Genomic DNA, 25,515 nt, shown 5'->3' with positions numbered 1-25,515 from the left:
TAGAAACAAGTGTTAAATACACCCCTGTGGTGCCTCTACCTTGTCTCTCTTGCTCAATCCTGATTTCACTGCAAAAATAGACGGAAAACTTGGTTTGACAACAAACTTCTCTTGGTTGATTTTAGCCTACTGTAGCCCCTTGTTCCACAAAAGGTTGATTGTAGAGACGCTTGCCAGTGCTTTTAAAAATAGCATTGGCAATGGCTCCCCCCGTAGGCGGCAATGCTGGCTCTCCTAGCCCAGTAGGTTCGATACCATTATAAACAAAGTGCGCTTCGATTTCGGGGACCTCGTTGTATCTAATCAATCGATATTTGTTGAAATTGTCTTGCTGCGGTGCTCCTTCTTTGAAAGTAATATTGCCGTACATGGCATGACCTAAGCCATCCACTACAGCGCCGAAGATTTGGTTACGAGCACTGCTTTCGTTGATTACGATGCCACAATCCACCGCTGCGTATACTTTTTTAAGCACAGGTTTTCCTTTCACTACAGCCATTTCAGCAATTTGTGCGACATACGATGCATGAGAAAAATACACGCTAAAGCCTTGATAAACGCCTTTTTTCTTCTTATTCCAACCTGCTTTTTCGGCGGCCAGTTTGATTACTTCTCTAAAGCGATTGGGTTCATAAGTTAGCTTTCCAACGGGTTTTTGTTCTGCTTTGTCGAGCAGTTCCAAACGAAGCTGTATGGGGTCTTTGCCCCCTGCCATTGCTACTTCATCTAGAAACGCTTGCTCAGCATAAGCCAAAAAATTCGTGATAGGTGCTCGCCAGGGGCCTGTCGTAATTGGGGATTTATGATCATTGGATTGAATCAATACGTTTTCGACTGCTCCAGAAGGAAAATTGTCGGGGCGAGTAGAATTGCCAGCATTGATACTTGCTCCGTGTAGCATATATCCTGTGATATTTCCTGCTTTGTCGATAGAAGCTTTAAAACGATACCTTACCGCCGGGCGATAGATGCCCCCTGTCATATCATCCTCGCGTGACCAAGTCACTTTCACAGGCGCTTTGATAATACTCGATAGTTCGGCGGCTTCTACGGCATAGTCGGTATTGAGGCGACGGCCAAAGCCCCCTCCCATACGCGTAAGCTCAATACTTACTTTTTCGGGAGCTAAATTGAGCATTTTAGCTACTTGTTTTTGGGCAGCTTCTGGAGTTTGACTTGGTCCTGCCATTTCGATACTATCTCCTTTATAGTGAGCAAAGAAGTTCATTGGCTCCATAGGGCTATGCGGTAAGAAAGGGCACTGGTATTCAGCTTCTATGACTTTATAAGCATTTTTGAAAGCAGCTTCTACATCGCCATCTTTGCGGTGTATAGTAGGAGTACTACTACTGAGCATTTCTTTAAAGATACGGTCGTGGTCGCTAGAACTTTCTAGGTCTTTGTCTTTTTCCCACTCTATTTTGACTGCTTTGCGAGCTTGCATTACCTCCCACGTGGTTTTGCCAACCACAGCTACTTTGTTGGCAAACGAAACTACATCTACTACCCCTGGCATCTTTTTAGCTTCAGTAGCATCAAAAGACTTGAGTTTTAGACCGAAAGCAGGTGGGCGCTGAATCATAGCGTGCAGCATTCCCTCGCGTTTGTAGTCAATTCCAAAGAGTCTTTTACCACTCAAAATATCCTTATTATCAACGCCTTTGATTGATTTTCCTATCAAACTAAAATCTTTGGTGGATTTAAGTTTTACATCTTTGGGAGGAGCTATTTGAGCTGCTGCGGTAGCGAGTTCACCATAGCTTAGTTTTTTGCCAGAAGTATGTACTACAAACCCTTTATTAGCACTACACTCACTTGCAGCCACGTTCCATTGTTTGGCGGCGGCTTCTATCAGCATCAACCGCGCCGTAGCTCCCGCTTTACGCAAACGCTCCCACGAGTGGCGAATCGCTCCGCTCCCACCTGTAAGCTGACGCTCAAACTTCTTGGTATCCAAAGGGGATTGTTCCACTTTTACTTTTTCCCAATCAGCGTCCAATTCTTCGGCCACAATGATAGGGAAAGCTGTCTTGATGCCTTGTCCAATTTCTGGATTGGGCGAAAAAATAGTAACCGTTCCGGAAGGCGAAATCGACAAATAGGCATTGAAATCTATGGCATCGGCTGCCGTATTTCCTAATACTTTGGGTTGAAAAGCCTCGGTTGTTAACCAACTAAACCCCAACACCAGACCTCCTCCCGCTGCTGCGGTAGATTTGAGGAAGTCTCTTCTTGATTGAATATTGCTCATAGTATATGGTACAGACGTTCGTCTGCTATTTAGAATGGTTTAGGAGTAGATTATTTTTTCATTTTAGAAGCTGCCAACTTTACTGCATCATGAATCCGATGGTAAGTACCACAACGGCAAATATTGCCTACCATTGCTTCTTCAATGTCTTTATCGGAAGGATTAGAATTTTTAGACAAAAGTGCCGCCGCTGTCATCATTTGTCCTGCTTGACAATACCCACACTGAGGCACGTCGGTTTCGTCCCAAGCTTGTTGCACAGGATGGCTTGCAGTTTCTGAAAGCCCCTCTACAGTAGTAATAGTCGCATTTTCTAAAGCAGATACTGGCATTACACATGAGCGCGTAGCCTCTCCGTTTACGTGTACCGTACAAGCACCGCACATAGCGATACCGCAGCCGTATTTGGTTCCTACCAAATCAAGGTGATCACGCAATACCCACAACAAGGGCGTATTGCCATCTACATCCGCCTTGTACGTTTTTCCATTGATTTTCAGATTAAACAATGCCATGTTAGAGAAGGTTAAATTTTGGGATATAACATAAAGTTCACCATAAAAATTAGATTTTGCAAGCATCTCCTCCTCTTCTTAGCGACAAACAGCCTTCCGTTAACGACGAAAACCAAAGGTATTTAGTGATGTCTTGACTTTCATCTATTTTGAAATGCCTCACTTTACAAAAACAGAAAAGCAACTAGAGACTACTTACGACAAATGGCTCTATGTTTTAAAACATCTTCCTTATTTAGACAACCGTCGTATTACAGAGATTTGAAAAATGTTATTGATACTGCAATTGCAGAGGGAGAATCAAAAGGAAAAATAGAAATGGCTCGTAATGCAATTGCCGAAAATATTTCTCTGCCTATTATTATGCGACTCACAGCAGAAAAAATAGAAAATTTGAAAAACAAATAATATTTTCTGTTTTATAGCTTTTCCCATTTTCAAACAAAGTGTTCGAAATCGAACACTTTTATTACACCTAAAAACAAACAAAACCCTCACTTACAGAAACTTACCTGCTGGCACAGGTATTGAAGCCATTTTTGAGAAACAGCCAAATTTTTCTCAAAAATGGACAGAAATATACCTGAAGAAGCCCAAAACCAACAAAAACGTCGTCTTTGGTTATGGATTGCACTCTTGACCTTCTTAATAATAGCTGCAATATGGGCTTTACGTGGCACCTTAGGCAACAGTATCACCTCTAGCGATATCCGAATTGCTACTGCCGAAGTAGGTGACGTAGAAAATACCCTTAGTTCCTCAGGCGAAGTTCAACCTGACTTTGAGGCGGTGATTACTAGCCCTATCACAGCCGTGATTCAACAAACTTACTTAGATGCCGGTGCGAATGTAAAAACAGGCGACAAAATTCTAGAGCTCGACAAAGAATTTACCCAACTCAATCTCGAAAAACTCAAAGATGAGCTAGAACTCAAAAAAAATGCCATTGTAAAACTAAGATGGGAGTTGGAAAAAAGCTTTTATGACCTCAAAATCAACGACTCTATTAAAGTTCTGAAAATTAATAGTCTCCATGCCGATATAGAAAATGCGAAGCGACTTTTTAAAGCAGGCGGTGGAACTCGCGAAAATATTGACCAAGCCGAACAATATCTGCGTATTGCTCAACTCGAAAAAAGACAACTTGAAAACGACATCCGCATCAAACAACAAACCATGAGAGCGGATATTAGAGAGTCTGAAATTAGTGCCCAAATCAAAGAAAAAGAGCTACAAGAACTTCAACGTAAACTTCAGCAAGCCAACATTACTGCTACTCGAGCAGGCGTGCTAACGTATGTCAACAAAAACATTGGGTCAAAGGTAGCCGAAGGAGAAGCACTCGCTCGCTTGGCCGACCTCGGTGGGTTCAAAGTAATCGGTTCTATATCTGACAATTATGCCCCACAAATTCGCGTCGGAATGCCCGTTATAGTACGTATCAATGAAACCCAGATTCGGGGTTTACTCACCAATATTCTGCCTTCTGTGCAAAACAACATCGTCAATTTTGATGTGCAACTCGATGATAAAGCAAACAAACTTTTACGACCCAAAATGAAAGTAGAAGTTTATCTCGTAACAGAGGCTCGACCTAAAACCATTCGTGTAGCCAATGGAGCGGGATTCAACGGTGCTCCTGTTCAAGATGTATTTGTACTACGTACTGATGGCAAAGCCGAACGCCGTACAGTGAAAGTAGGGTTAATCAATTTTGATTTCGTGGAAATCACCGAAGGTATCAAAGCGGGCGAGCGCATCATTGTTTCGGACATGACTAAATTTAAAAATGCGACACAATTGGAAATCAAACCGTAGGGGCAGGCCTTGCGTCTGCCCCCTACTCTTGCGTCTGTCTTACGTCTTGCATTTGCCACTACGCAATCCTTACATCTGTTCTTGCGTCTGCCCAAATTCAAACCATAGAGGCAGAGCCAAACCATAGGGACAAAGGCAAACAATAGGAGCAGAGGCAAACCATTGGTACAAAGGCAAACCATTGGGGCAAAGGCAAACTATAGGGCAAAAGCAAACCATAGGAGTAGAGCCAAACCATAGGGGCAAATTCAAACCATAGAGGCAGAGCCAAACCATTGGTACAAAGGCAAACCATTGGGGCAAAGGCAAACCATAGGAGCAGATGTAAACCATAGGGACAAAGGCAAACCATTGGGGCAAATTCAAACCATAGGGGCAAATTCAAACCATTGGGGCAAATTCAAACCATTGGGGCAAATTCAAACCATTGGGGCAAATTCAAACCATAGGGGCAAATTCAAACCATAGAGGCAGAGCCAAACCATAGGAGTAGAGCCAAACCATAGAGACAAAGGCAAAACATTGGGGCAAAAGCAAAACATTGGGACAAATTCAAAACATTGGGACAAATTCAAAACATTGGGGCAAAGCCAAAACATTGGGCAGAGCCAAAACATTGGGCAGAGCCAAAACATTGGGGTAAAGCCAAGCCATAGGAGCAGAGGCAAACCATTGGAGCAGAGGCAAACCATTGGTACAAAAGCAAACTATAGGGGCAGAAACAAACCATAGGGGCAGAGGCAAGCCCTGCCCCTACCATTATCCATATAAACACAGCCATGAAATACAGATTTATAGATATGTTACCAAAAAGCTACTCCAAAACTTGGGTATTGCTTTTCTTTTTGTGCGTCATTTATCAAACCTTTGCCCAAAACAGTAAACTTACGTTGGAAGAGGTAGTACAAATGGCTAAAAATCAATCCATTTCGGCTCGACAAGCGGCTACTACCAAAGAAACAAAATATTGGGAATATCGAACCTTTCAGTCCAACTACAAACCTCAGCTCACACTCAATGGTAATTTACCTGCTTTTACTCGGTCGTTTAGAGAAGTATTACAGCCTGATGGTACTATTCAGTTTCAGCCTGTACGTAACAACAACTCAGCACTAAATCTTTCCCTCAGTCAGAGTATTGCCGCTACAGGTGGGAGTATCTATGCCACTTCGCAATTACAAAGATTTGACGATTTTGATCGAAAAAATACCCTTTACAATGGTACTCCTTTTGCCGTGGGTTATTTACAGCCTTTGCTGAGATTTAATAGTTTTAAATGGGATAAGAAAATTGAACCACTCAAATTCAACGAAAGCCAACAAGCCTACCTTGAAACTTTAGAGCTGATTTCATTGAGAGCAAGTGCGATTTTTTTTGATTTGTTGTTGGCACAAGTCAACCTGCAAATCGCGGAAACCAATCTTACAAGCACTCAAAATATTCTTAAAGTAGCCAATGAAAAATATGAATTGGGAAAAAACAGTCGCAACGAAATCCTTCAACTTCAGCTCGAACTACTCAAGGGTCAAAAGGCGGTGGGGGTTTCGAAGCGAGATTTAGAAATCGCCTCGCTTAATCTCAAAGCTTACATAGGATTACAAACGGAAGGCAAAATAGAACTCCAAGCTCCTGCACCCCCTGCTACTTTGGTATTATCGTCCGAAAAAGCCATCCAAGAAGCTTTTGCCAATAGATCGGATGCTATTGCTTTTGGCAGACGTACCCTCGAAGCCGAACGGGCCGTAGCCAAAGCTAAAGGTGACAATGGCCTCAATGCCACGCTCACAGCCACGCTTGGATTCTCGAATCGCGGGCAAACTGTACCAGAACTTTATCGTCGGCCACAAGACCAACAAACCATACAACTCGAACTAGATATTCCGATTTTGGACTGGGGGCGCTCCAAATCCAGGACTAAAACAGCCCAAGCTCAACAACAACTCACCCAATATACCGTAGAACAAGATAAACAAAATTTCAGGCAGGAAATCTACACCCAAGTTACTCTTTTTGAGATGCTTCGCGACCAGCTTGAGCTTACGCTCAAAGCCGATAGTATTGCCTCAGAAAAGTATAAAATAGCACAAGAACGCTACGTATTGGGCAATTTGAGCATTACCGACTTGAGTATTTCTTTTACCGAAAAAGACCAAGCTAAAAGAGATTACATTTATGCCCTTCGCGACTATTGGGGAGCTTATTATAAGCTACGACAACTCACTCTCTATGATTTTGAAAACAATATTTCCTTAACCCCCGCAGGGAAAACAAAACAATAAAAACACCCCGTCGGGGGACGGGGTACTAACAATCCCATGATACATTTAAAAAACATCGAAAAAGTCTATCGAACAGCTACGATAGAAACAGTAGCCCTCAACAACATCAATTTGAGCATCGAAAAAGGAGAATTTATCTCCATTATGGGGCCTTCGGGCTGTGGCAAAAGCACCTTGCTCAACATCATTGGCCTGCTAGATGAGCCGTCAAAGGGGAATGTCGAAATTGGTGGTAAATACACGATTGGTTTGCCCGACAAAGAATTGGCAAAGTTTCGGAATCATACGCTTGGCTTTATTTTCCAAAGTTTCCACCTGATCAATGATTTGCCCGTCATTGATAATGTAGAGCTCCCGCTTCTGTATCGTTCGGTATCTGGAAACGAACGCCGTCGACTGGCCTCAGAAGCATTGGAAAAAGTAGGACTCAGCAATCGTATGAAGCACTATCCCAATCAGCTTTCAGGCGGGCAAAAACAACGCGTGGCTATTGCAAGGGCTATTGTAGGACAACCCGAAATCATCCTTGCCGACGAACCTACAGGAAACCTCGACAGCAACATGGGCAACGAAATTATGGATATTTTGACCCACCTCAATCGTGACGACAAAGCCACCATCGTGATGGTCACTCACGACGAAAACATGGCCAAGCGTACGCATCGTTTAATCAGATTGTTTGACGGCTCACAAGTTTCATAACCATGCTCTTCAACTACCTCAAAATCACCCTCGCCGTACTAAAACGTCGGAAATTTTTCACGTTTATCAGCTTATTCGGCATCAGTTTTACGCTCACTATTTTGGTCGTAGCCACGGCCTTTATGGATCATTTGATTGCGCCGGGCTATCCCGAAATCAACCGCGACCGCTCACTTTATATTTGGAATATCAAAGAAAAAGATACCAAAAAAAGTGGACAAAGCTCGGGCCCTATTAGCTTCTCTTTTATAAATAAATATGTACGCACCCTCAAAACTCCCGCCAAAGTAGCCGCAGTAACCATTCCCAACACCATCAACATTTATCTCAACAACAGCAAACTAAAATTATACTATCGCTATACTGATGCTAGTTTCTGGGATATTACTTCTTTCGATTTTTTAGAAGGAAAAAGTTATACTCAACAAAACATCGACAACAATGATTTTGTGGTAGTTATCAACGACCATGTGCGTGATGAGTATGTAGGCAAAGGCCAATCTGCGGTAGGTAAAATGATTGAAATCGACAATGTGAATTACCGTATTATTGGAGTGGTTAGGGGATGTCCTATTACGCGACTACAAGTATCTTCAGATTTGTATTTTCCGTACAATACTTACAAATCTGACTTAAAAGGAGAACGCTATCGAGGTTCATTTGCTGCTATTATTTTACCCGACAATCCTGCCGACCTTTCCAAAATACAAGATGAATTTGACCAAGTAGCTTCCAGACTCAAACCTACTTTAGGCGACAAATGGTTTAATCCTGATAAGATATATGTCTCTGCCGATACGTATCTGACGAGTTTTACAAGGCAACTAAAAAAAGATGGCGAAAACTCTGGCAAAAGTATCTTCTTCACGATTTTGTTCGGAGTTACTTTTTTATTCATGTCTTTACCCGCTATCAATTTAGTCAATATCAACCTGAGTCGTATCATGGAACGCGCTTCCGAAATCGGTATTCGGAAAGCATTCGGGGCTTCGGCCAATACACTCGTAATGCAGTTCATAATTGAAAACATTATCTTGACTCTCATTGGGGGTATTATTGCTGTATTTTTATCGTTAGGAGTGATTTATTACCTCAATCATAGCAATCTTATTGCCTATATTGATTTGAGTTTCAATTGGAAAGTATTTTCCATTGCGCTCTTAATTAGTCTCATCTTTGGGCTTTTGTCGGGCGTTTATCCAGCTTGGCGAATGTCAAAACTACAAGTAGTAGAAGCTCTTAAAAACTAAAAGCCATGTTAAAACACCTTTTTAAACTGATTTGGAAAAGAAAAAAAAGCAACTCTTTGATGGTTCTTGAAATCTTCTTTTCATTCTTGATATTGTTTGCGGTATGGACACTTGCCGTTTATAATTACAAAAATTATGCTCACCCTTCGGGTCTTCAGACCGACAACGTGTGGGTAGCTTTTATTGATTTCCATGCTCCCAACGATACAGTAAAAATGCAATACAAAGAGCTAGTAAAACAACAAATGGAAAGGTATAAAGCAGTGAAAAGCTTTGCTTTTTCAAGCACCAACGCGCCTTTTACCTTCAGCAGCAGCAACAATCAGTTTGAATACAACAAGAAAAAAGTAATGAGCGAGGTGATGTCGGTTGAGCCTGCGTTTCCGGACGTAATGGGGATCAAACTAGCAGAGGGACGTTGGTTTACGAAAGCAGACGAAGTTGCCAAATTCCGTCCTATTGTTATCACACGCCACCTCAAAAATGAATTGTTTGGCAATGAAAACGCAATAGGTAAAATAATCAATGAAGGAGAATCTGACAATACCCCTACAAAAGTAATAGGAGTTATCGATTTTTTTAGACATAAAGACGACTTTCAACCTCTTTCCAATTGTACGTTTGTACCCGCAGGCAGGTGGGAAGATACCATGCTCATGAAAGTGGCCGAAGGTAGTGGTGCCGAACTAGAAGCTCAAATAGCCAAAGGAATTACTCAACTTGGCAAAGATTGGTCGGTCGAAATTCAACAAATGAATAATATGAAAGCCAATCGAAACAACCTAGTGCTGGTACCCATTATAATTTTGTCGATTGTGTGTGGTTTTCTGATTTTCAATGTAGCCTTAGGGCTTTTCGGAGTATTGTTCCAAACCATCAATCGCCGCCGACAAGAGATTGGTGTACGCCGTGCAATGGGAGCTACTCAAAAAGCTATTTTAATCCATTTTATTGGCGAAACGGTCGTTATCGCCACTTTAGGGCTGATTCTAGGGCTATTTTTTGCGATTCAATTCCCACTCCTGAATGTCTTTGATTTAGAAGCAAGTGTATATCTAACAGGTATGTTGCTAGCGGTTTTATCGGTTTATGGTTTAGTAACTATCTGTGCTTTTTATCCTAGTCGCCAAGCATCGGTCTTGCACCCTGCCACGGTGTTACATGAAGAATAAAAGGGAAAGAATAACTGCAATAGTCGCGATAGAAAGGCCCAATAGACCCAAAGATTTTGCGACCTTTGCTTATTCTATCGCGTCCATTGCGGTTAAAGATAATATAGTAAAATGCTCTTAATCATTGACGATGATATCGCCGTTTGTACCTCGCTTTCGCTACTCTTGCGCAAAGAAGGATTTGATGTGGCTATTGCCCAAAATCCCGAAGATGCATTTGCAATCCTAAAAAGGCATCCTGTGGAGTTGGTATTGTTGGATATGAATTTTTCCAACACTACCACGGGAGAAGACGGCTTGCAGCTTCTTCAGCAGCTTAAACTTTTCGAGCCTACTTTACCCGTCATTCTGATTACGGGATGGGCTACTATCGACTTGGCCGTGCAAGGAATGAAACTAGGAGCAGCCGATTTTATCAATAAACCTTGGCAAAATGCGCACTTAGTACAAAGCATTCGGACGGCTTTGGCTTTGGCTACCCCCAAAGTACAAGAAACTTCCCCTATCAATACAACTCTCAAAACACAAACTAATGCGCCCACCTCCACTTCGAGTACTCGCCGCACACTCGACAAACAATTTGATTTTGGGCAAATCATCGGAGAAGATTCTCAGCTCGTCCAAATCCTCCAAACTATCGGTCGCATCGCTGCTACCGATGCGTCGGTGTTGATATTGGGCGAAAGCGGTACTGGGAAAGAACTCATTGCGGAAGCCATTCATCAAAATAGCCAACGCAGCAAGCGTCCTTTTGTGAAAGTAAATTTAGGGGGTGTTTCGACTAGTTTGTTTGAATCCGAAATGTTTGGGCACGTCCGTGGTGCTTTTACCGATGCCCGTTTTGACCGCACGGGGCGCTTTGAGTTGGCGCACCGAGGCACTATTTTTTTGGACGAAATTGGTGAATTAGATTTAAGTAGCCAAGTCAAATTACTGCGTGTACTCCAAGATCGCACTTATGAAGTACTCGGAAGTAGCAAAACCAAATCGGTAGATGTCCGTATCGTCTGCGCCACCAATCGAAACTTGGAAGAAATGGTGGCACAAGGTACATTCAGAGAAGATTTATTATACCGTATCAACCTCATTATTATACAATTACCAGCTTTACGCCAACGCCCCAACGATATTCCATTGTTGGTCAATTTTTTTGTAAACAACCTAAGTCAGCTTTACCATAGACCTCAGTTAAAAGTAAGTTACGAAGCCCTCAAGTGGCTGTCTCAACTGCATTTGCCGGGCAACATCCGGCAGTTAAAAAATCTGGTGGAACGAACTGTTCTCATCAGCCCACATGATACCTTACAAATAGAAGACTTCCAGCAAAACTATCAAACTACGCCCAACAACAACAACACTACGATGTCTTCTTTGCCTGAAGTAGGAAGTATGACACTTGAAGAAATGGAAATTCAGATGATAAAGCGAGCCATGGAGTATCATCGTTATAAAGTAGCACGGGTGGCCAAAGCACTTGGTCTTACCCGTTCGGCGCTCTATCGGCGGCTAGAAAAATACCAAATCCCGTTTGAAGAAGAATGACCCTATAGTACACTGAAAATCAACGCACTATATCAACGACATAAACTGAATTTTGCCAAGCTTACCGTATATTCGGCTTTTTGATACCAATCATTGTATACCAATTCTAGCTCATTTATTTCAAACGTTCCAAAGTTAAAATTCCTATATTTCTTTATTTTTTCTAACCAATCAAGAGGGTGTTGGGGAGGTTTTTGAAAACGTACCACTGTCGAATGTGCCGTTTGAAGATTATAGCGTTTGTCAATAGAATGCTGTAAATCAGAGCTTTTGAAACAAACTCGTAAATCATCTCTCAGGTGATTGAGTTGGTTTCCGTTCAAAAATCCCTGAATCATCAAACAACTAGGAGAAGCGGTAATTCCTTCAAAATTAATGACAAAAGGTGAATGGCTTCTTAAAGCCTCTGTGATAATTTCAATGTAGGCTTTTGGTGAAATAAGATCCAACGTAAAACCCTCGTAACAAGAAATAATCGATAAAATAGTAAGATGAATATCGGCGATAGGATAATAATATTGGAGAGGTTCGCTACTTTGCAACTCGTCTAGCATTTGTTGGATACGGGTAGCTACAGCCTGTGGCGGGCGAGCCAAGAGCGTGATACCTCTTCGCTTATCAGTGGGGTTGCGAAGAAAGGCATCACATTCAAAACTTCCACTTTCAAACAAACTGCTTGCCTGCACCCACATTTGGTCATAATGCTGTTGTAAATTCATTTTTATCCATGAAATTAAGTACCAAATTTATCACCTTTATCATCATTATTCATTTAGTAGCCGTGGGGCTGTCGTTGTATATTTTTAAAGACAAGCCTCTTTTTTTTATTGCATCTGAGGTTTTTATTTTGATTTCGGTAGCGATTGCGTGGCAGTTATACCATGATTTTATCCAGCCCCTCAAACTCCTCATGACAGGCGCAGAAGCCATCAAAGACCGTGATTTTAATGTCAAATTTCTCAAAACAGGTAAATACGAAATGGACAAGCTCATTGAGGTCTATAACGAAATGATAGACCAATTGCGCACCGAACGTACCCAACAACAAGAACAGCACTATTTCTTAGAAAAACTCGTCACTACCTCCCCTACGGGTATTGTGATGTTGGATTTTGATGAAAATATTACCCATATCAATCCCAAAGCCCAAAAACTTTTAGAACTCACTCCTGAGGCTACCCTTCATCGTCCTTTAAATTCCTTAGCACATCCTGTTTTAAAAGTCATTAGCCAACTCAAAACGGGAGAATCTCGCACTATCAATTTCAACGGTGTCGAAACCTTCAAGTGCCAAAAAGCCCATTTTATGGATCGTGGATTTCCGCGTTATTTTGTAATGATAGAAGAACTCACGACGGAGATTTTGGCAGCCGAAAAAAACGCCTATGGTAAAGTAATCAGGCTTATGGCGCATGAAGTCAACAATTCGATTGGAGCGGTAAATTCAATTCTGGATTCGGCACTTCACTTTTTAGACCACACGCCCGATGTACAGAATGCGGTACAAATAGCAATTGAGCGCAATGACCACCTCAATCAGTTTATGCGCAACTTTGCGGATATTGTACGCTTACCCTTACCCCATAAAGAACTTATCAACATCGAGGAGTTAGTTATCAACATTGCGCGTTTGATGGAGTTCAACGCCCACCAACGCGACATAACGTTTGAATTTGATTTTGCCGTAAATTCACCACAAATCCAAGCCGACCGCCGCCAAATGGAACAAGTGCTTGTCAATGTTGTGAAGAATGCATTAGAAAGTATTGGCACAAAAGGAAAAGTAATTTTTCGTACCACGTCTTCCTATCTCGAAATCATCGACAACGGTGCCGGCATCTCTCCCGAAACAGCGCAGCATTTGTTTTCGCCTTTTTTTTCAACCAAAAAAAATGGGCAAGGCGTAGGCCTTACCCTTGTTCGAGAAATCTTGCTCAATCATGGTTTTAGTGTCTCTCTACAAACCGTAGAAGCAGGAAAAACAGTGTTTAGAGTGGGATTTTGAGGGGTTTAGTTTTCTTCCTAACTTTGACCAAACGCAAACTCTATGGAAGGAATGGATAAGCAGAAGTTGCCATTGCAGGTTTTAAAAGAGCTTAAAATTTTATCTGATTTTTTTTCAGAAACTATAAAATCATCAAGTATTCAAATGTCCATGAATACTAATGAAAAGTTTATTGTAGAAATTACTCCTAAAAAGTTCGAAGATTTTTATTTTAAAATTTTTGGCTATGGTTTAAATAATAGTATTTATACGGGCATTGAAGTTACTTTTAAAGTAGATACATACCCCGCCTCTATAATTGGCGATACATTAAAAGTCGATCGAACTCTAGAGAAAACAAAAGAACAGTTTTTAGAATGGTTAGATTTAATTATTGAATATGAGTCTATTGATAGCGATACTTTCTTTTCTCTTGACGTTCGAGAATCCCCCCTTCAACCAGAAGAAGATATTTATGAAGAACAAGACAAAATTCTTCCTTATTGCCTCAAAAGCCTAAATGTTTCTAATTTTCAAGGGATTAAGCATACTACTATTGAAAATCTCCCCGTAGATACTCAGTGGGTATTTTTAGTGGGAGAAAATGGTTTTGGTAAATCGACCATACTACAATCTATACTGTTGGGTCTAAATGGAAATAAAGATGAAAACTATCAGTTAGTTCAAGACCCTAAGGTTCGTGTTCAAGTCGAATATAAAAGCAACGACAATAATCTCATCAACGATAATCGGACCAATTCTCATCGCCTACTTCAATTAGCGGCTTACGGTCCTTCACGGCTCAATTTGCAAGCAGATGCCACTATCAGTGAAGAATATAGAAAAAGTTCTGTAGCCTATGGACTTTTCAATTCTGACGGGGCTTTGCTTAATATCGAAGCCAAAATGAAAGATTGGTTACTTCAAAAAGATAATAAACGCTTTGAGTTGGTCAAAAAGGCTTTTTGCAAACTAATTCCTTATTTGGCCGATGTTCGTTTTAATTCAGAAACAAGCCAAATAGAATACCTTGAAAAAGATATGATTGAGGGCACTGAAACTTACGAACCACTTCCTTACCACAAACTAGCTTCGGGCTTCAGAGCAATCATAGGTTTGACAGGAGATATGATTGTACGTCTTTCTCATTCTCAACCTGACATCAAAGACCCTTCTCAATTAAAAGGAATTGTCATCATCGATGAATTAGATTTGCATTGGCATCCTAAACTCCAAAAGCAAATTCCACAGTTGTTTTCAAGCGTTTTTCCCAAAGTTCAATTTATTGTCTCTACACATAGTCCCATTCCACTTTTGGGTGCACCACACAATTCTGTCATTTTGAAAGTAGTCCGCACAAAAGAAGAAGGCATTAAGATTGAAAGGGTTGACGTGGAGCTTAAATACCTTACTCCCAATCTCATTCTGACTTCGGGGATTTTTGACATGGATGATGTGCTATCTGTCGAAAATGATGACATTACTCAAACTCGTACCGAAGATAGTTTTGAAAAAATGAAGCAAAACGATGAGGTGGAAAATTATTTGGCTGAATTTGAAAAAGGCAATCGCCAATTTCCTGATGATTTGTTTACTCCTAAAGCCGATTAGTTGTTTGTATGATTAGTATCAAAAAAGATTTTGGTGTAGCCCCTACTACCTTAACCACTGCCGAACGTGACACTTCCATCAAACAGGCATTGACAGAAAAAAACACTCATAAGTTTAAATCAAAAATATATCGAGATAGCACGTTAGTTGCTCTCGAAACTCTTTACCAACGCAAATGCGCTTATTGCGAAACCGATACTACCGCAGGCGCACCTATGCAAGTTGAGCACTATCGCCCCAAAGCTAAAGTAACAGAAGCACAGTTGCATGAAGGGTATTATTGGGTGGGGTATGAATGGAGTAATTTGTTGCTGAGTTGCTCTAAGTGTAACAACAAAAAGCGCAACCATTTTCCTATAGCAGGAGTACGAGTCAGCACACCCACCCTAAATGTAAATGGCTTTCCTGACGATGCTTCTCGATTGGCCAATTCGCCTTTTTTTCTCAATGAACAACCTTTACTCCTTCATCCCGAAATTGATCGTGTAGAAGATTTTTTCATCTTCAAACCTGACGGGAAAATCGAAGCCTTGAATAATAATCCGCGCGCCGTCGAAACTATAAAAACATGCAGCCTTAACCGTAAAGACCTAATAATTAAACGCTTAAAGATTTTAAATGGACTATTTAATGAAATACAATTAGAACTTAAAGAGCTAGCCGCTGGGACGATTTCTACTGCCAATGCCCGTCATAGTATCAAACGAATTTTTCAAAAAATATTTTCATTACAAAACACAGACAAAGAATACTCACGTTTTGGATATTTTTTGTTTACCAAGTTTGATAATTTCTTCACAGAGCGTTTTCCTACTGCCCAGCAACAAGATGCTGTTAGAAAATTATTCCAACTTTTCCTCAAAGGCCAACTTTAGTCTACTTCTTCCTACTTATCTTTCTTCCCTTACGAAGTTTTTTCTCGGCTTCGATATTTTCAATTTCTTCAAGTAGCGATTTGATGTTGCCCGACGTATCGTTGCTATAATCTACGATGCTATCGTATTCGGCTTTTGTGACTTGTAAAATAGCAATCGGCTTCCCAACTAGGGTCTCAATCTCCGCCAATTTAGGTTTTTCTTCTTGGCTACAAAACGAAATTGCAGTACCTCGTTGTGTACCTCGGCCTGTACGTCCTACCCGGTGTACATAGTTTTCGGCCTCATCAGGAAGGTCATAGTTGACCACATAGTCTACATTCGAAATATCAATACCACGGGCGCTTATATCAGTCGCTATGAGCACCTTTACTACTCCTTTTTTGAAATCATTCAGTGCCAACGAACGATCCTTTTGCTCTTTGTCACCGTGAAGGGTTTGTGTTTTGATACCCATTCTATCCATAGCATGAGCCACGCGCTCGGCTCTTATTTTGGTTCGTACAAAAACCATGATTTTGCTATCGGGATGCTCGTTGATGATACGTTCCAAGAAAAACCGCTTATCGTCCATTTCTACAGGCGTCACAAAATGGTCAATGTTTTTGGAGACAGGATCTTTGGGAGAAATTTGAATTCGGATAGCAGCTTTATTGACCAACGAATAGGCTAATTTCTTGATTTTGTCGTCGATAGTGGCCGAAAAAAACAAGGTTTGACGGCGACGTGGCAAGTGACGTAACAAATCGCGAATGTCTTTGATAAAACCCAAATCAAGCATATGGTCGGCTTCATCCAAGATAAGCACTTCTACCCTCTCTAGTTTAAGATGCCCTTGACTTACCAAGTCAAACAACCTCCCCGGCGTAGCGACCACCACATCTACCCCTTTCTCTAATTTGGCGATTTGGGGGTCTTGGGCTACTCCGCCAAACAACCCAAGGGTTTTGACCAAAGTAAAATGTCCAAGTCGCTCAAATACTTCGGTGATTTGTAGTGCCAACTCGTGTGTTGGTACCATTACGATGCATTTCACGCCATCAGGACGGCGGCTATTTTTCTTACGTTCGTTGAGTAAATGAATAATCGGAATCGCAAAAGCTGCCGTTTTCCCAGTACCTGTTTGGGCAATTGCCAATACATCTTCCCCTTTCAAAATCGAGGGAATGGCTTTATACTGAATATCGGTGGGACGTTTGAAGCCTTGTTTTTCTAAGCTTTTTTTGATTTCGGGGGCAATATGATAATCTTCAAATTTCATGCGAGTCGCTCTTTTTGGAATACAAAGGTACAAAGGAGATTGGTCTTTGTAAGAAGTACTTTTTAAGCTTCATTCTCAAACCATTCGAAGAGTTGCTTTTTACCGACATCTATCCCAAAATCGCCACAAAATTTAAGAAATTCTTCTTTGAATGTTTTTCGGCGATGGTGTTCTTTTTGATTCAAAATATATTTACAAACAGCGTCAAGTTGTGAACGGCTATGCGAAAATACGCCATAACCATGTTGCCAGTCAAATTTGATAGAATTCAATCTTTCATTTCTAATAAAATCATTAGAAGCTACTTTTATTTCTCGTACCAAATCTGATATTGACTCTACAGGTTTTAAACCAAGAAAAATATGAATATGGTCAGGCATTCCGCCAATTGCCAAAAGCTTATGCCCGCGTGTTTGGACAATCCCTGTTATATATCTATACAAATCTTCTTCCCAAGAAAGATGAATCAAAGAATGACGGTGCTTTGGAGCAAATACCAAATGAATGTATAATTGTGAAAAAACGTCAGCCATGAAAAACAGTATTTCTCCTAAAGACTGCCTATTCTCGCAAAAGATACTTCTACAAGAAATATTCTTTTCACTTTAGAATACAGTAAATATTCTTGATACGAACAAGTATAACATTGTGCTTCTCCGAAGCATATACCAAAACAATCTTCTTGTTGCTACAAATGTTCTCGTTCGCCGAACGAGGGGCCAACTCTAATAACTTTACTTCGGAGAAGTAAAATATTTGTAGACAAAAACAATACACCAAAATGAACACCACTTCGGAGAAGTGTAACATTATACTTCTTCGAAGCATATACCAAACCAATCTTCTTTTTTGCTACAAACGTTGCCCTTTTCCAAACCTACCGCCCCGCTTGCTTTGGGCCACTTACTGTTCGCAGGTATTTTACTAAATTCAGGACTTCGGCTTCAGACAAAGCATCAAACAAACCCACGGGCATCAATGAAGTCGGCATCACCTCCCGCGACTGAATCGCTGATTTATTTACTACTACCGCATCTTGTCCTACTACCCGCATTGTGAGCTGACGTTCGTTTTCGGAGACGACATTGCCCGAGTACGTACGTCCGTCGCGGGTCGTCACTACTACAAGCTTATAATCATCCTGAATTTCGCCACTTGGATTGAGAACATTGAAAAGTAAATAATCAAGACTAGCACGGTTTGAACCCGTCAAATCAGGACCAATATTACCGCCTTTACCGTACATTTTATGACAACTACCACAGGTGCGCTGAAACACTACTTCTCCTTTAGTAGCATCCGCAGCCGCCACGGCTTTGTCAGTAATCATACGTTGGTATTTGGAATAAGCCTTTTCCAAAGAAGGTTCTTGCTCTATAGGCCCCCACACTTCAATAAAACCACTTCCTACCACACGCAACAACTGACGGGCAGCATACGGCGGCACGTCGCGTTTAGGTACCGTCTGATTTTTAAGGGCTTGCGTAAGTTGCCAACCGTATTTAGGTCTGGATGAAAGTGTCTGAATCGCTTGTTGTTTTTCGGTGGGATTCAAGTCCTTGTATTTTGAAATCAACAATTTCGCTAAAGGCTCTCTATCATATTCTGCAATAGCTCGAATCGTCTCCAGACGCAATTTGGAATCGTTGAGTAGCGTTGGAATTTCGTCTGCCAATTCTCCTCTCTTACGAGCAGCAAGCGCCTGTATTGCCTGCTGACGTTGCGCTATGGGCGCATTTTTGTTTTTGAGCGTAGCCATAAACTTCTGAGTAGCTTCCGTATCTCCAAAACGCTGTGCTATTTGTAAAGCCAACTGCGCTTTTTCTCCTTGACTTTGGCGCAGTTTATTGTACACTGCGGGCCAATTAGCAGGGGCTTTTAAGTCAAATCTTCCTTCCAAACCATCCCGCATTCCTTCCAAAAGCCCAATGCCGTTGGCACTAGGCAAGCTCGAAAACGCTGCAATGGTTTTCACAACACTTTCGGGATTGTTGGCATCTACCAATCGTCGCGCTACGTATTTCGCAATGAGCGGCAGTTTCGTCTGAGAAGCCAATTCAAGCGCCCTTTGAGGATTATTTTTCACCAAAGGTTCCAAACCAAACCAAATCATTTTGGGGAGGTTATGGTCTTCGGTATCCTCGCCATGCTTTGAAAGGTTTTCGAGTATTTTCCAAGCCGACTCTTCGTCTATACGCTGTACTGCCGAGGTTAAGTAAAGTCTTACTATGGGGGAAGTATCATCTTTTGACATCTTGGCAAACATTGCTTTAGCTTCATCGGAAGGAGACTTGTCTTCGCATAAAAGCTGAATCGCCCACGCCCGTATGTATTCGTCAGTATCAGACAGCGATTTCAATAATTCGGTGGCAGGAAGATTGTTTGTAACAAACATTCCCCACATGGCCCGCAGGCGATAATCGGTGTTGGAATTGGTTTGAAAAATAGTGCGTAAATCACCAACTGCTTCTTTATCCAACGCATTTTTGGTAGCACGTGCTTGCAAAATCACCCTTGCACGCCGCGCATGCCAATCGCTCGGACTCGTTTGCAGAGCCACGAGTTGTTTGTCCGACATTTTTGTTAAATCGCTATATCGACCTTCCCACTGCTGGGCGAGTGATTCTTTAGGCATAATTCTAAAAACCCGCCCTGTTTCTCCATTGATTACTTCTTTGCCACATATGTCGGCATCATGCCAATCAAGCACATACAAACCTCCATCAGGGCCTACTTCCATACTAAAACCTACCCATTGGGCATTGTTGGCCATGAGCAGTTCATCACCATGTTTGGCTACAAATCCAGAGCCTCTTTTCTGAAGAATATCCGATAAAACGGCGTGCTCGTGGATATTAGCCATAAAAATTCGTCCTTTATGCTCGGCTGGAAAAGCATCCGACTGATACACCCTAGCCCCACCGTGCGCCGACCGGTGACTGTGGTCGGCAATGGTCCGAATATCACTATAAATGTAAGGGTTGAAATGCTGTCCACCTTGACGGTGATAAATCCCCCCCAAAATGACATGCCACATATGAGGAATCACACAAGCACTGATAAACAACTGACCTTTGGCATCATAATCGATTCCCCAAGGATTACTAAAACCATGAGCGACAACCTCAAATTTGTCTTTGATAGGATGATACCGCCATACGCCTCCATTGATATCAACCCCTTCTCCTTGCAAAATATCTTCTGGAAAGGGGTCTTTATGACGATAAATACGACCTTTTCCTTCGGGTTTTCTAACTTTTGATGGAGTCGCAAACCCTTGACATCCATACAGCCAGCCGTCAGGCCCCCAATGTAAACTATTGAGCGTTTCGTGACGGTCACGAATACCCCAGCCCGTAAGTCTTACTTCGATATTGTCCATATCTGCCACATCATCATGGTTGCGGTCAGGTACAAAAAGTAAATTAGGAGGAGCTCCCAAAAACAAACCATCAAACCCTACGGCCATTGCGGCAGGAAAGGCAATACCTTCTAGAAATACTTTTTTAGTATCTGCCACTCCGTCGTGATTGGTATCTTCTAAAATCAAAATACGACTATTGCCAGCGTTTGAAAAACCACTCCCACGTGATTCATAATCGCGGTTTTCGGCAATCCAAAGCCGCCCCTTATCGTCCCAACAAAAAGCCATTGGCTGTGTAATCATCGGCTCGGAAGCCCAAGTATTGACTTTAAAACCTTCTTTCAAAGTCATGCTTGCAACGGCTTCTTCGGGGGTCAAAAATTTAGCATCGCGCCCTTCTTGCTGGGCAATTCCCCATAGCGAATACATCATTTCTTGGCCGCTGTAGTCGCTCCAGGTTTTGTTCATGGTCACGTCATTAAGCTCACCAGTGTAAATCACTAGTTGATGCTTGATTACCTCTACCTTACCTTTTTTGATTTGCCAATCGCCCAAACGAGCGCGAGCAGGACCAATACCCAGCTGACCATCGACCCGCCAATGCTGCGGAAATCCTTTATTTTCAGGATGATCCAGTACGGCAATATGCGCCCAATCTGTGCGACCTTCTATTTGCATTCCCACATCTACCCATCCAGCACGTTGTCCTTCGGCTTTTGCATCTTTTTGGCGAGCGGCATTCACTACTTCTCCTTTGATGCCCTGTTTCCAAGGCATCCGTACAAAAAGCCCTCCATAATCGTATTTCCCAATAGTGACATCGGTTTGGGCTTCTCCTGCCCATTCTAAATCTAACAAATATCGGCCATCTTGCTCGCGCATAACCCACGTTTGGGTTTCGGTCAAAACGGCATTGCCCTTTTCGTCCAACAAATCATAGACCGCTTCCCACTTTACTTCTGGGCCTTTGGCTTTGATGATTTTGGCTGATACCCTCCGCCAATAGTCTCCTTCGGGATGGTGGAAATAATCACGCCCATTGACCCGTGTATATCCCCAATAAATTCCTGTTTGATGTTTGTGATGCCCCGGACTATACTCTGTCAATATCCCCTTGCCATCGGGAGCAGCAATAGGATGCAGATAAGGTCTAAAATCAGCTTTGGCATTTTGCACCAAAATCGGCTGTTTTTCATTCAGTCGATACACCGAAATAGTCCCTTCTTTCTCATTTTGAACAAGTTGTAAGGATGTCTGTTTGGGGGGATTTGTGATAGGTCTAAACGCAAACCAACCTAACGTGGAAGCTACCACAAAAAGAAATAAACGAAATGAATACATGTCCAGGAAGTTTTATAGAAGCATATAACCGAAGTTGAGAAAACCGAATTTTCTCAACTTATTATAAAAGGCTGCGCTATATCATAATTCCTGCTTTTATTTTAAAAATTATTAGTTCTGTTGCTCAGTCATAGCTTGGTATAATGATAGATATTCGGCTACTAGAGTCCAACAATGAGCCTCACATTCCCACCGCATCTGTACCAAAGGAGAGATAGATAATTGATACAACAAGGGATTTTCGTAAGCTGTCAATAACCCCGCAATGAAAAAATAAAACCCTTCAAAATCTTTGTTAGAAGTCGGAATTCGGGTGATTGGAGCAGGTCTTATGCCTAATCTCATGAGCGAAGTTTTCAAGACGATTTCGTCCATGATAGATTGTGGATGACTCAATAAAATCTGGGTATCTTCAATCAACTTAGTACGAATAGGCACCAGTTCCTCAATATCAAAAGCACCCATAAGGCGGGCAATATGATAAATAATGGGAACTGAGCGGGGGTATTGATGCGCACACCGAAAGGGTTCTAATAAATAGCGGTTGGTTTCGACAATTGAACGAATATAAGCCAAACTATCTTTATCGTGGTGATTGACAGGCAATTGATACTCGTAAATACAGTACAATATATTGGCTAAAACACAAGCATCAAATTCGATATACATATTTTTGCCAAACCACGTCGAATATGCCTTTAAAAACCGATATTCAGGATAAGTATTTTTGATTTGTTGTTTTGAAAGATTGGCGTGTAAGCTCAGTTTTTGTTTGAGCCATCCAAGTTCTTTTTCAGTAGGTGATGAAGTAAGATAAATCATCGCCGTATCGTCTATATCATCAGGGATACGAAAATGCTCAAACCTTCGAAACAGGTACCCATTCGGGAAATGTTTCGAAGGCTTTGTTTTCCAGAAATTATAGGTTTTTAAACCATCTTTATTTTGAAACTGAGGATAATTCTGAATGCCTTTGCGTACTATCTCTTCTACTAATTTTTGGGATTGGGGTGATAGACTAGGTTTGAGTTTTTTTAAAGTAAATATAATCACCGCCGTAAAAAACACCGTTGTGTCGGGGCGATGATAGCCAATAAGACGGTTGGTTCGCAATGCAGGAAACAATCCCTCATCAAAGTATTTCTCTCCTTTCGACTGCAAAGCGGCTATTTTCTCTATAATATTTTCTAACGACATTGTATTTCTATATCAAATCACGAATATCGTAAAATCATCGTTTATCCCAACAATCGGCAACACACCAACCTGAAAATCAATACATTAAAAATTTGGCACGAATATTGATAGGAGTATACAATATCAACCTTAATCCCATAAGTTGTTATGAAAAAAGTATATAGCCTTATCATCGGATTGCTTGCCACGGGCATGAGTTTTGCCCAGCAAAGTTTCATTTTGTCGCATATCGACCACCGTGGGTTCGTAAACTTATCGGGAGGGGTGAGTATGCCAGTTAAGTCGCTCATGAAAGGAGACCCCACCGCACCATCGGATGTGGTGGCCTTGCGAGGTACTTCCATGCAAGTATCGGCAGGCTATCGGCTTACCAGAAGAATGGGCATCCAAGGGTCTTTTACCAACTGCCTCAACAATGCTGGCACTAAAAAATTGGTAGAAAACATTGAAAAAAGTCATGCGGGTGGCAATTGGTCCACTTCAGGAGGCACTTGGAACTGCTCTCACTTAATGGCAGGACCTTTTATGACCTTTTCGTCGGGTCTCTTTATGTTTGATGCACGCATCATGGGCGGGTATTCATGGATTCAACGCCCTACTACTGAGCTTAAGGGGAATTTTTATGATGTACCTTTATCCGTTAAAACTCAGCAGATGCGCAAAGGCTCGGCTACTTTAGGAGGCGGAGCTAGTATTAGATACAAAATCAGTCGGAATTTTGCTCTTGCCCTCAATGCTGATTATGTAAGCACGCGAGCTAGTTTTGATAATCTCACCAGTACTCTTACCGTAGGAAAAGAAAAGGTAGATGAAAACATCCGCGAAGTTCATCCAATCGGGTTGGTTAGTATAAATGGTGGCTTGAGCTTACTATTCTAATCAGATCATACTTTATTTATGAAGAAAGGCTACGAAATTTCGTAGCCTTTCTTCATAAATATGCTTTTGTAGAACTATCAAGATACAATTTCTTAGGTTATATTTTTGATAAAAAATCAGATTTACCTTCAAGTCATTTTAATTGGTTAGTCTCTGATAATCAACTCATAGCTCTCCATATATTTTATTTTCTCTTTATATTTATAGTCCAAAAACAACAAATGGGGGTATCATAAATACAATTTGTTTTAGGATTATTAATAATTCTTTTTTTTAACATTCGTAACTTTGTAAGTGTTGATGTGACACTAACTTATGAGACAAGAGTAATGAGTAACCGTTATGCGTCTTTAGCGCTAGAACTAACCACTGCCCTAGATGATGAGCGCCCAGTATTTGTAGCAGGCAATTTTTGCGAATGGTTTCCAGACATACCACGGTACCAAATGCAAAAAATCGAAGCAGGAAAATACCACTTCCAATTTCCTCCTGATTTTCAATTTGACCAATCACTCGAATACAAATACACGCGAGGAGGTTGGGATCAAGTAGAGCTAGATACTTTTGGAGAAGCCCCTCAAAACCGTAAGGTTATCACAAAAGGAATTGTACAAAAGGATTTTGTGCCTTATTGGCGTAAAAACGGTGCAGTGTACGATACTTCTTTTGTACCTATCATTGAAACTGTAGCAGAGCGCTTTGAGATACCTCAACTCAATCGCAACCGGCGGGTTCGTATTTTGCTCCCTTACGATTATTATACTTCAAAAAAATCATACCCTGTACTTTACTTACAAGATGGGCAAAATTTGTTTGGAGAAGGTTCTGCTTATGGCAACTGGGAAATTGACAAAAAAATGGCCATACTCTCGGCGCAAGGCAAAGGTGATATCATCATAGTAGCCATAGACCATGCCGAGGGAGATCGTTTGCATGAATTTGCACCTTATACCCATCCTAAGTTTGGCAAGGGGGCAGGTAAAAAATATGCTAATTTTATCGTTAGAACGCTCAAGCCTTATATCGACCGACACTACCGAACTCTCCCCGAGCGTCAGCATACGGGTATAGGAGGTAGCTCTATGGGAGGGCTGATTAGTATTTACGCAGGATTGATGTATCCCGAAATTTTGGGAAGATTGATGATTTTCTCGCCATCGTTATGGGTATCCGAAAAAATATATTTTGACTCCATTGAGTTTTTTAATCCACTAGATACCAAAATTTATGTGTATGCAGGTGGCAAAGAGGGTCAATACATGATTCCGAGCGTAGAACGCCTCAAAGAAGCCGTTTTTAAACAAGGATGGTCGCCCGAACGTCTACGTTTTCAACTTTCTACCGACCCCAAAGGTGAGCACACGGAGGCTAGATGGAGCAAAGAATTCCCCAAAGCCCTCGACTGGCTTTTCTATCAAAAGTCTTAGCAAACGCATTTTGGCATTCAATTTGTGGTAAGGCAAAAAGCAGAAGA

At 41.5% G+C, this 25,515-nt stretch carries 20 protein-coding genes; 13 read left to right on the top strand and 7 right to left on the bottom strand.

The annotated features are described in order from the left end of the window. Nucleotides 1-121: 121 nt before the first annotated feature. A complete protein-coding gene (locus tag P1X15_RS02135) occupies nt 122-2,251 on the bottom strand; it encodes a xanthine dehydrogenase family protein molybdopterin-binding subunit (protein ID WP_277336495.1) in 2,130 nt (709 codons plus the stop codon). Between the two features lie 50 nt (nt 2,252-2,301). Further along, entirely contained in the window at nt 2,302-2,766 is a 465-nt protein-coding gene (locus P1X15_RS02130) for a (2Fe-2S)-binding protein (RefSeq protein WP_277336494.1), read from the bottom strand. 154 nt (nt 2,767-2,920) lie between these two features. Here P1X15_RS02130 and P1X15_RS02125 point away from each other — a divergent pair, with 154 nt between their 5' ends. The 8 genes from P1X15_RS02125 to P1X15_RS02090 all read left to right on the top strand — a co-directional run bounded on the left by P1X15_RS02125 (nt 2,921) and on the right by P1X15_RS02090 (nt 11,529). Continuing rightward, nucleotides 2,921-3,031: a hypothetical protein gene (locus tag P1X15_RS02125; RefSeq protein ID WP_277336493.1), complete on the top strand. Its 111-nt coding sequence runs from the start codon at nt 2,921-2,923 to the stop codon at nt 3,029-3,031. Beyond that, nucleotides 3,028-3,174, top strand: a complete 147-nt coding sequence (locus P1X15_RS02120) for a hypothetical protein (protein WP_277336492.1) — start codon at nt 3,028-3,030, stop codon at nt 3,172-3,174. The genes P1X15_RS02125 and P1X15_RS02120 overlap by 4 nt, the downstream gene beginning before the upstream one ends. A 159-nt stretch (nt 3,175-3,333) precedes the next feature. Beyond that, a complete protein-coding gene (locus P1X15_RS02115; protein WP_277336491.1) occupies nt 3,334-4,584 on the top strand; it encodes an efflux RND transporter periplasmic adaptor subunit in 1,251 nt (416 codons plus the stop codon). A 779-nt stretch (nt 4,585-5,363) separates the two neighbouring features. Continuing rightward, entirely contained in the window at nt 5,364-6,863 is a 1,500-nt protein-coding gene (locus tag P1X15_RS02110) for a TolC family protein (protein ID WP_277336490.1), read from the top strand. 36 nt (nt 6,864-6,899) lie between these two features. Further along, nucleotides 6,900-7,565 carry an ABC transporter ATP-binding protein gene (locus P1X15_RS02105; RefSeq protein WP_277336489.1) on the top strand — a complete coding sequence of 222 codons (666 nt, stop codon included), beginning with the start codon at nt 6,900-6,902 and terminating at the stop codon, nt 7,563-7,565. A gap of 2 nt (nt 7,566-7,567) precedes the next feature. After that, complete coding sequence (locus P1X15_RS02100; protein WP_277336488.1) at nt 7,568-8,815, top strand: ABC transporter permease; 1,248 nt, start codon at nt 7,568-7,570, stop codon at nt 8,813-8,815. Nucleotides 8,816-8,874: 59 nt separating this feature from the next. After that, the gene (locus tag P1X15_RS02095; protein ID WP_277336487.1) at nt 8,875-9,987 is read left to right on the top strand and encodes an ABC transporter permease; all 1,113 of its coding nucleotides are present in this window, start codon (nt 8,875-8,877) and stop codon (nt 9,985-9,987) included. Between the two features lie 111 nt (nt 9,988-10,098). After that, a complete protein-coding gene (locus tag P1X15_RS02090; RefSeq protein WP_277336486.1) occupies nt 10,099-11,529 on the top strand; it encodes a sigma-54 dependent transcriptional regulator in 1,431 nt (476 codons plus the stop codon). A 32-nt stretch (nt 11,530-11,561) separates the two neighbouring features. On the opposite strand, the gene P1X15_RS02085 is transcribed toward P1X15_RS02090, so the two are convergent. Beyond that, nucleotides 11,562-12,248, bottom strand: a complete 687-nt coding sequence (locus tag P1X15_RS02085; RefSeq protein ID WP_277336485.1) for a 2'-5' RNA ligase family protein — start codon at nt 12,246-12,248, stop codon at nt 11,562-11,564. Nucleotides 12,249-12,256: 8 nt separating this feature from the next. On the opposite strand from P1X15_RS02085, the gene P1X15_RS02080 reads away from it, so the two are divergent. The 3 genes from P1X15_RS02080 (at nt 12,257) to P1X15_RS02070 (ending at nt 15,999) form a co-directional block, all read left to right on the top strand. Then, a complete protein-coding gene (locus tag P1X15_RS02080; RefSeq protein ID WP_277336484.1) occupies nt 12,257-13,534 on the top strand; it encodes a PAS domain-containing sensor histidine kinase in 1,278 nt (425 codons plus the stop codon). A gap of 150 nt (nt 13,535-13,684) precedes the next feature. Next, nucleotides 13,685-15,124: an AAA family ATPase gene (locus P1X15_RS02075; RefSeq protein WP_277336483.1), complete on the top strand. Its 1,440-nt coding sequence runs from the start codon at nt 13,685-13,687 to the stop codon at nt 15,122-15,124. Between the two features lie 8 nt (nt 15,125-15,132). Then, complete coding sequence (locus P1X15_RS02070) at nt 15,133-15,999, top strand: hypothetical protein (RefSeq protein ID WP_277336482.1); 867 nt, start codon at nt 15,133-15,135, stop codon at nt 15,997-15,999. Nucleotide 16,000: 1 nt separating this feature from the next. On the opposite strand, the gene P1X15_RS02065 is transcribed toward P1X15_RS02070, so the two are convergent. The 4 genes from P1X15_RS02065 to P1X15_RS02050 form a co-directional block, all read right to left on the bottom strand. Next, a complete protein-coding gene (locus P1X15_RS02065) occupies nt 16,001-17,260 on the bottom strand; it encodes a DEAD/DEAH box helicase (RefSeq protein WP_277336481.1) in 1,260 nt (419 codons plus the stop codon). A 62-nt stretch (nt 17,261-17,322) separates the two neighbouring features. Continuing rightward, entirely contained in the window at nt 17,323-17,793 is a 471-nt protein-coding gene (tnpA, locus tag P1X15_RS02060) for an IS200/IS605 family transposase (protein ID WP_277336480.1), read from the bottom strand. 344 nt (nt 17,794-18,137) lie between these two features. Beyond that, on the bottom strand, nt 18,138-21,965 hold the full coding sequence (locus P1X15_RS02055; protein WP_277336479.1) for a PVC-type heme-binding CxxCH protein: 3,828 nt from the start codon (nt 21,963-21,965) through the stop codon (nt 18,138-18,140). A 111-nt stretch (nt 21,966-22,076) separates the two neighbouring features. Next, the gene (locus P1X15_RS02050) at nt 22,077-23,162 is read right to left on the bottom strand and encodes a hypothetical protein (protein ID WP_277336478.1); all 1,086 of its coding nucleotides are present in this window, start codon (nt 23,160-23,162) and stop codon (nt 22,077-22,079) included. A gap of 147 nt (nt 23,163-23,309) precedes the next feature. Here P1X15_RS02050 and P1X15_RS02045 point away from each other — a divergent pair, with 147 nt between their 5' ends. Then, nucleotides 23,310-24,041, top strand: coding sequence for an outer membrane beta-barrel protein (locus P1X15_RS02045; protein ID WP_277336477.1), 732 nt, complete (start codon nt 23,310-23,312; stop codon nt 24,039-24,041). 329 nt (nt 24,042-24,370) lie between these two features. Further along, nucleotides 24,371-25,468 (top strand): alpha/beta hydrolase, encoded by a 1,098-nt coding sequence (locus P1X15_RS02040; protein ID WP_277336476.1) that lies wholly within the window; start codon nt 24,371-24,373, stop codon nt 25,466-25,468. The last annotated feature ends 47 nt before the right edge of the window (nt 25,469-25,515 follow it).

Origin of the sequence: Runella sp. MFBS21 (genome assembly GCF_029433105.1) — a bacterium.
In the GTDB taxonomy this organism is placed as follows: domain Bacteria; phylum Bacteroidota; class Bacteroidia; order Cytophagales; family Spirosomataceae; genus Runella.
This window is presented reverse-complemented; position numbering and strand designations above follow the sequence as displayed.

What these genes read in the sequence shown, in the direction of transcription:
- P1X15_RS02135 (WP_277336495.1), bottom strand. Translation starts at nt 2,251, where the DNA reads ATGAGCAATATTCAATCAAGAAGAGACTTCCTCAAATCTACCGCAGCA.
- P1X15_RS02130 (WP_277336494.1), bottom strand. Translation starts at nt 2,766, where the DNA reads ATGGCATTGTTTAATCTGAAAATCAATGGAAAAACGTACAAGGCGGAT.
- P1X15_RS02125 (WP_277336493.1), top strand. Translation starts at nt 2,921, where the DNA reads ATGCCTCACTTTACAAAAACAGAAAAGCAACTAGAGACTACTTACGAC.
- P1X15_RS02115 (WP_277336491.1), top strand. Translation starts at nt 3,334, where the DNA reads ATGGACAGAAATATACCTGAAGAAGCCCAAAACCAACAAAAACGTCGT.
- P1X15_RS02110 (WP_277336490.1), top strand. Translation starts at nt 5,364, where the DNA reads ATGAAATACAGATTTATAGATATGTTACCAAAAAGCTACTCCAAAACT.
- P1X15_RS02105 (WP_277336489.1), top strand. Translation starts at nt 6,900, where the DNA reads ATGATACATTTAAAAAACATCGAAAAAGTCTATCGAACAGCTACGATA.
- P1X15_RS02100 (WP_277336488.1), top strand. Translation starts at nt 7,568, where the DNA reads ATGCTCTTCAACTACCTCAAAATCACCCTCGCCGTACTAAAACGTCGG.
- P1X15_RS02095 (WP_277336487.1), top strand. Translation starts at nt 8,875, where the DNA reads ATGGTTCTTGAAATCTTCTTTTCATTCTTGATATTGTTTGCGGTATGG.
- P1X15_RS02090 (WP_277336486.1), top strand. Translation starts at nt 10,099, where the DNA reads ATGCTCTTAATCATTGACGATGATATCGCCGTTTGTACCTCGCTTTCG.
- P1X15_RS02085 (WP_277336485.1), bottom strand. Translation starts at nt 12,248, where the DNA reads ATGAATTTACAACAGCATTATGACCAAATGTGGGTGCAGGCAAGCAGT.
- P1X15_RS02080 (WP_277336484.1), top strand. Translation starts at nt 12,257, where the DNA reads ATGAAATTAAGTACCAAATTTATCACCTTTATCATCATTATTCATTTA.
- P1X15_RS02075 (WP_277336483.1), top strand. Translation starts at nt 13,685, where the DNA reads ATGAATACTAATGAAAAGTTTATTGTAGAAATTACTCCTAAAAAGTTC.
- P1X15_RS02070 (WP_277336482.1), top strand. Translation starts at nt 15,133, where the DNA reads ATGATTAGTATCAAAAAAGATTTTGGTGTAGCCCCTACTACCTTAACC.
- P1X15_RS02065 (WP_277336481.1), bottom strand. Translation starts at nt 17,260, where the DNA reads ATGAAATTTGAAGATTATCATATTGCCCCCGAAATCAAAAAAAGCTTA.
- tnpA (WP_277336480.1), bottom strand. Translation starts at nt 17,793, where the DNA reads ATGGCTGACGTTTTTTCACAATTATACATTCATTTGGTATTTGCTCCA.
- P1X15_RS02055 (WP_277336479.1), bottom strand. Translation starts at nt 21,965, where the DNA reads ATGTATTCATTTCGTTTATTTCTTTTTGTGGTAGCTTCCACGTTAGGT.
- P1X15_RS02050 (WP_277336478.1), bottom strand. Translation starts at nt 23,162, where the DNA reads ATGTCGTTAGAAAATATTATAGAGAAAATAGCCGCTTTGCAGTCGAAA.
- P1X15_RS02045 (WP_277336477.1), top strand. Translation starts at nt 23,310, where the DNA reads ATGAAAAAAGTATATAGCCTTATCATCGGATTGCTTGCCACGGGCATG.
- P1X15_RS02040 (WP_277336476.1), top strand. Translation starts at nt 24,371, where the DNA reads ATGAGTAACCGTTATGCGTCTTTAGCGCTAGAACTAACCACTGCCCTA.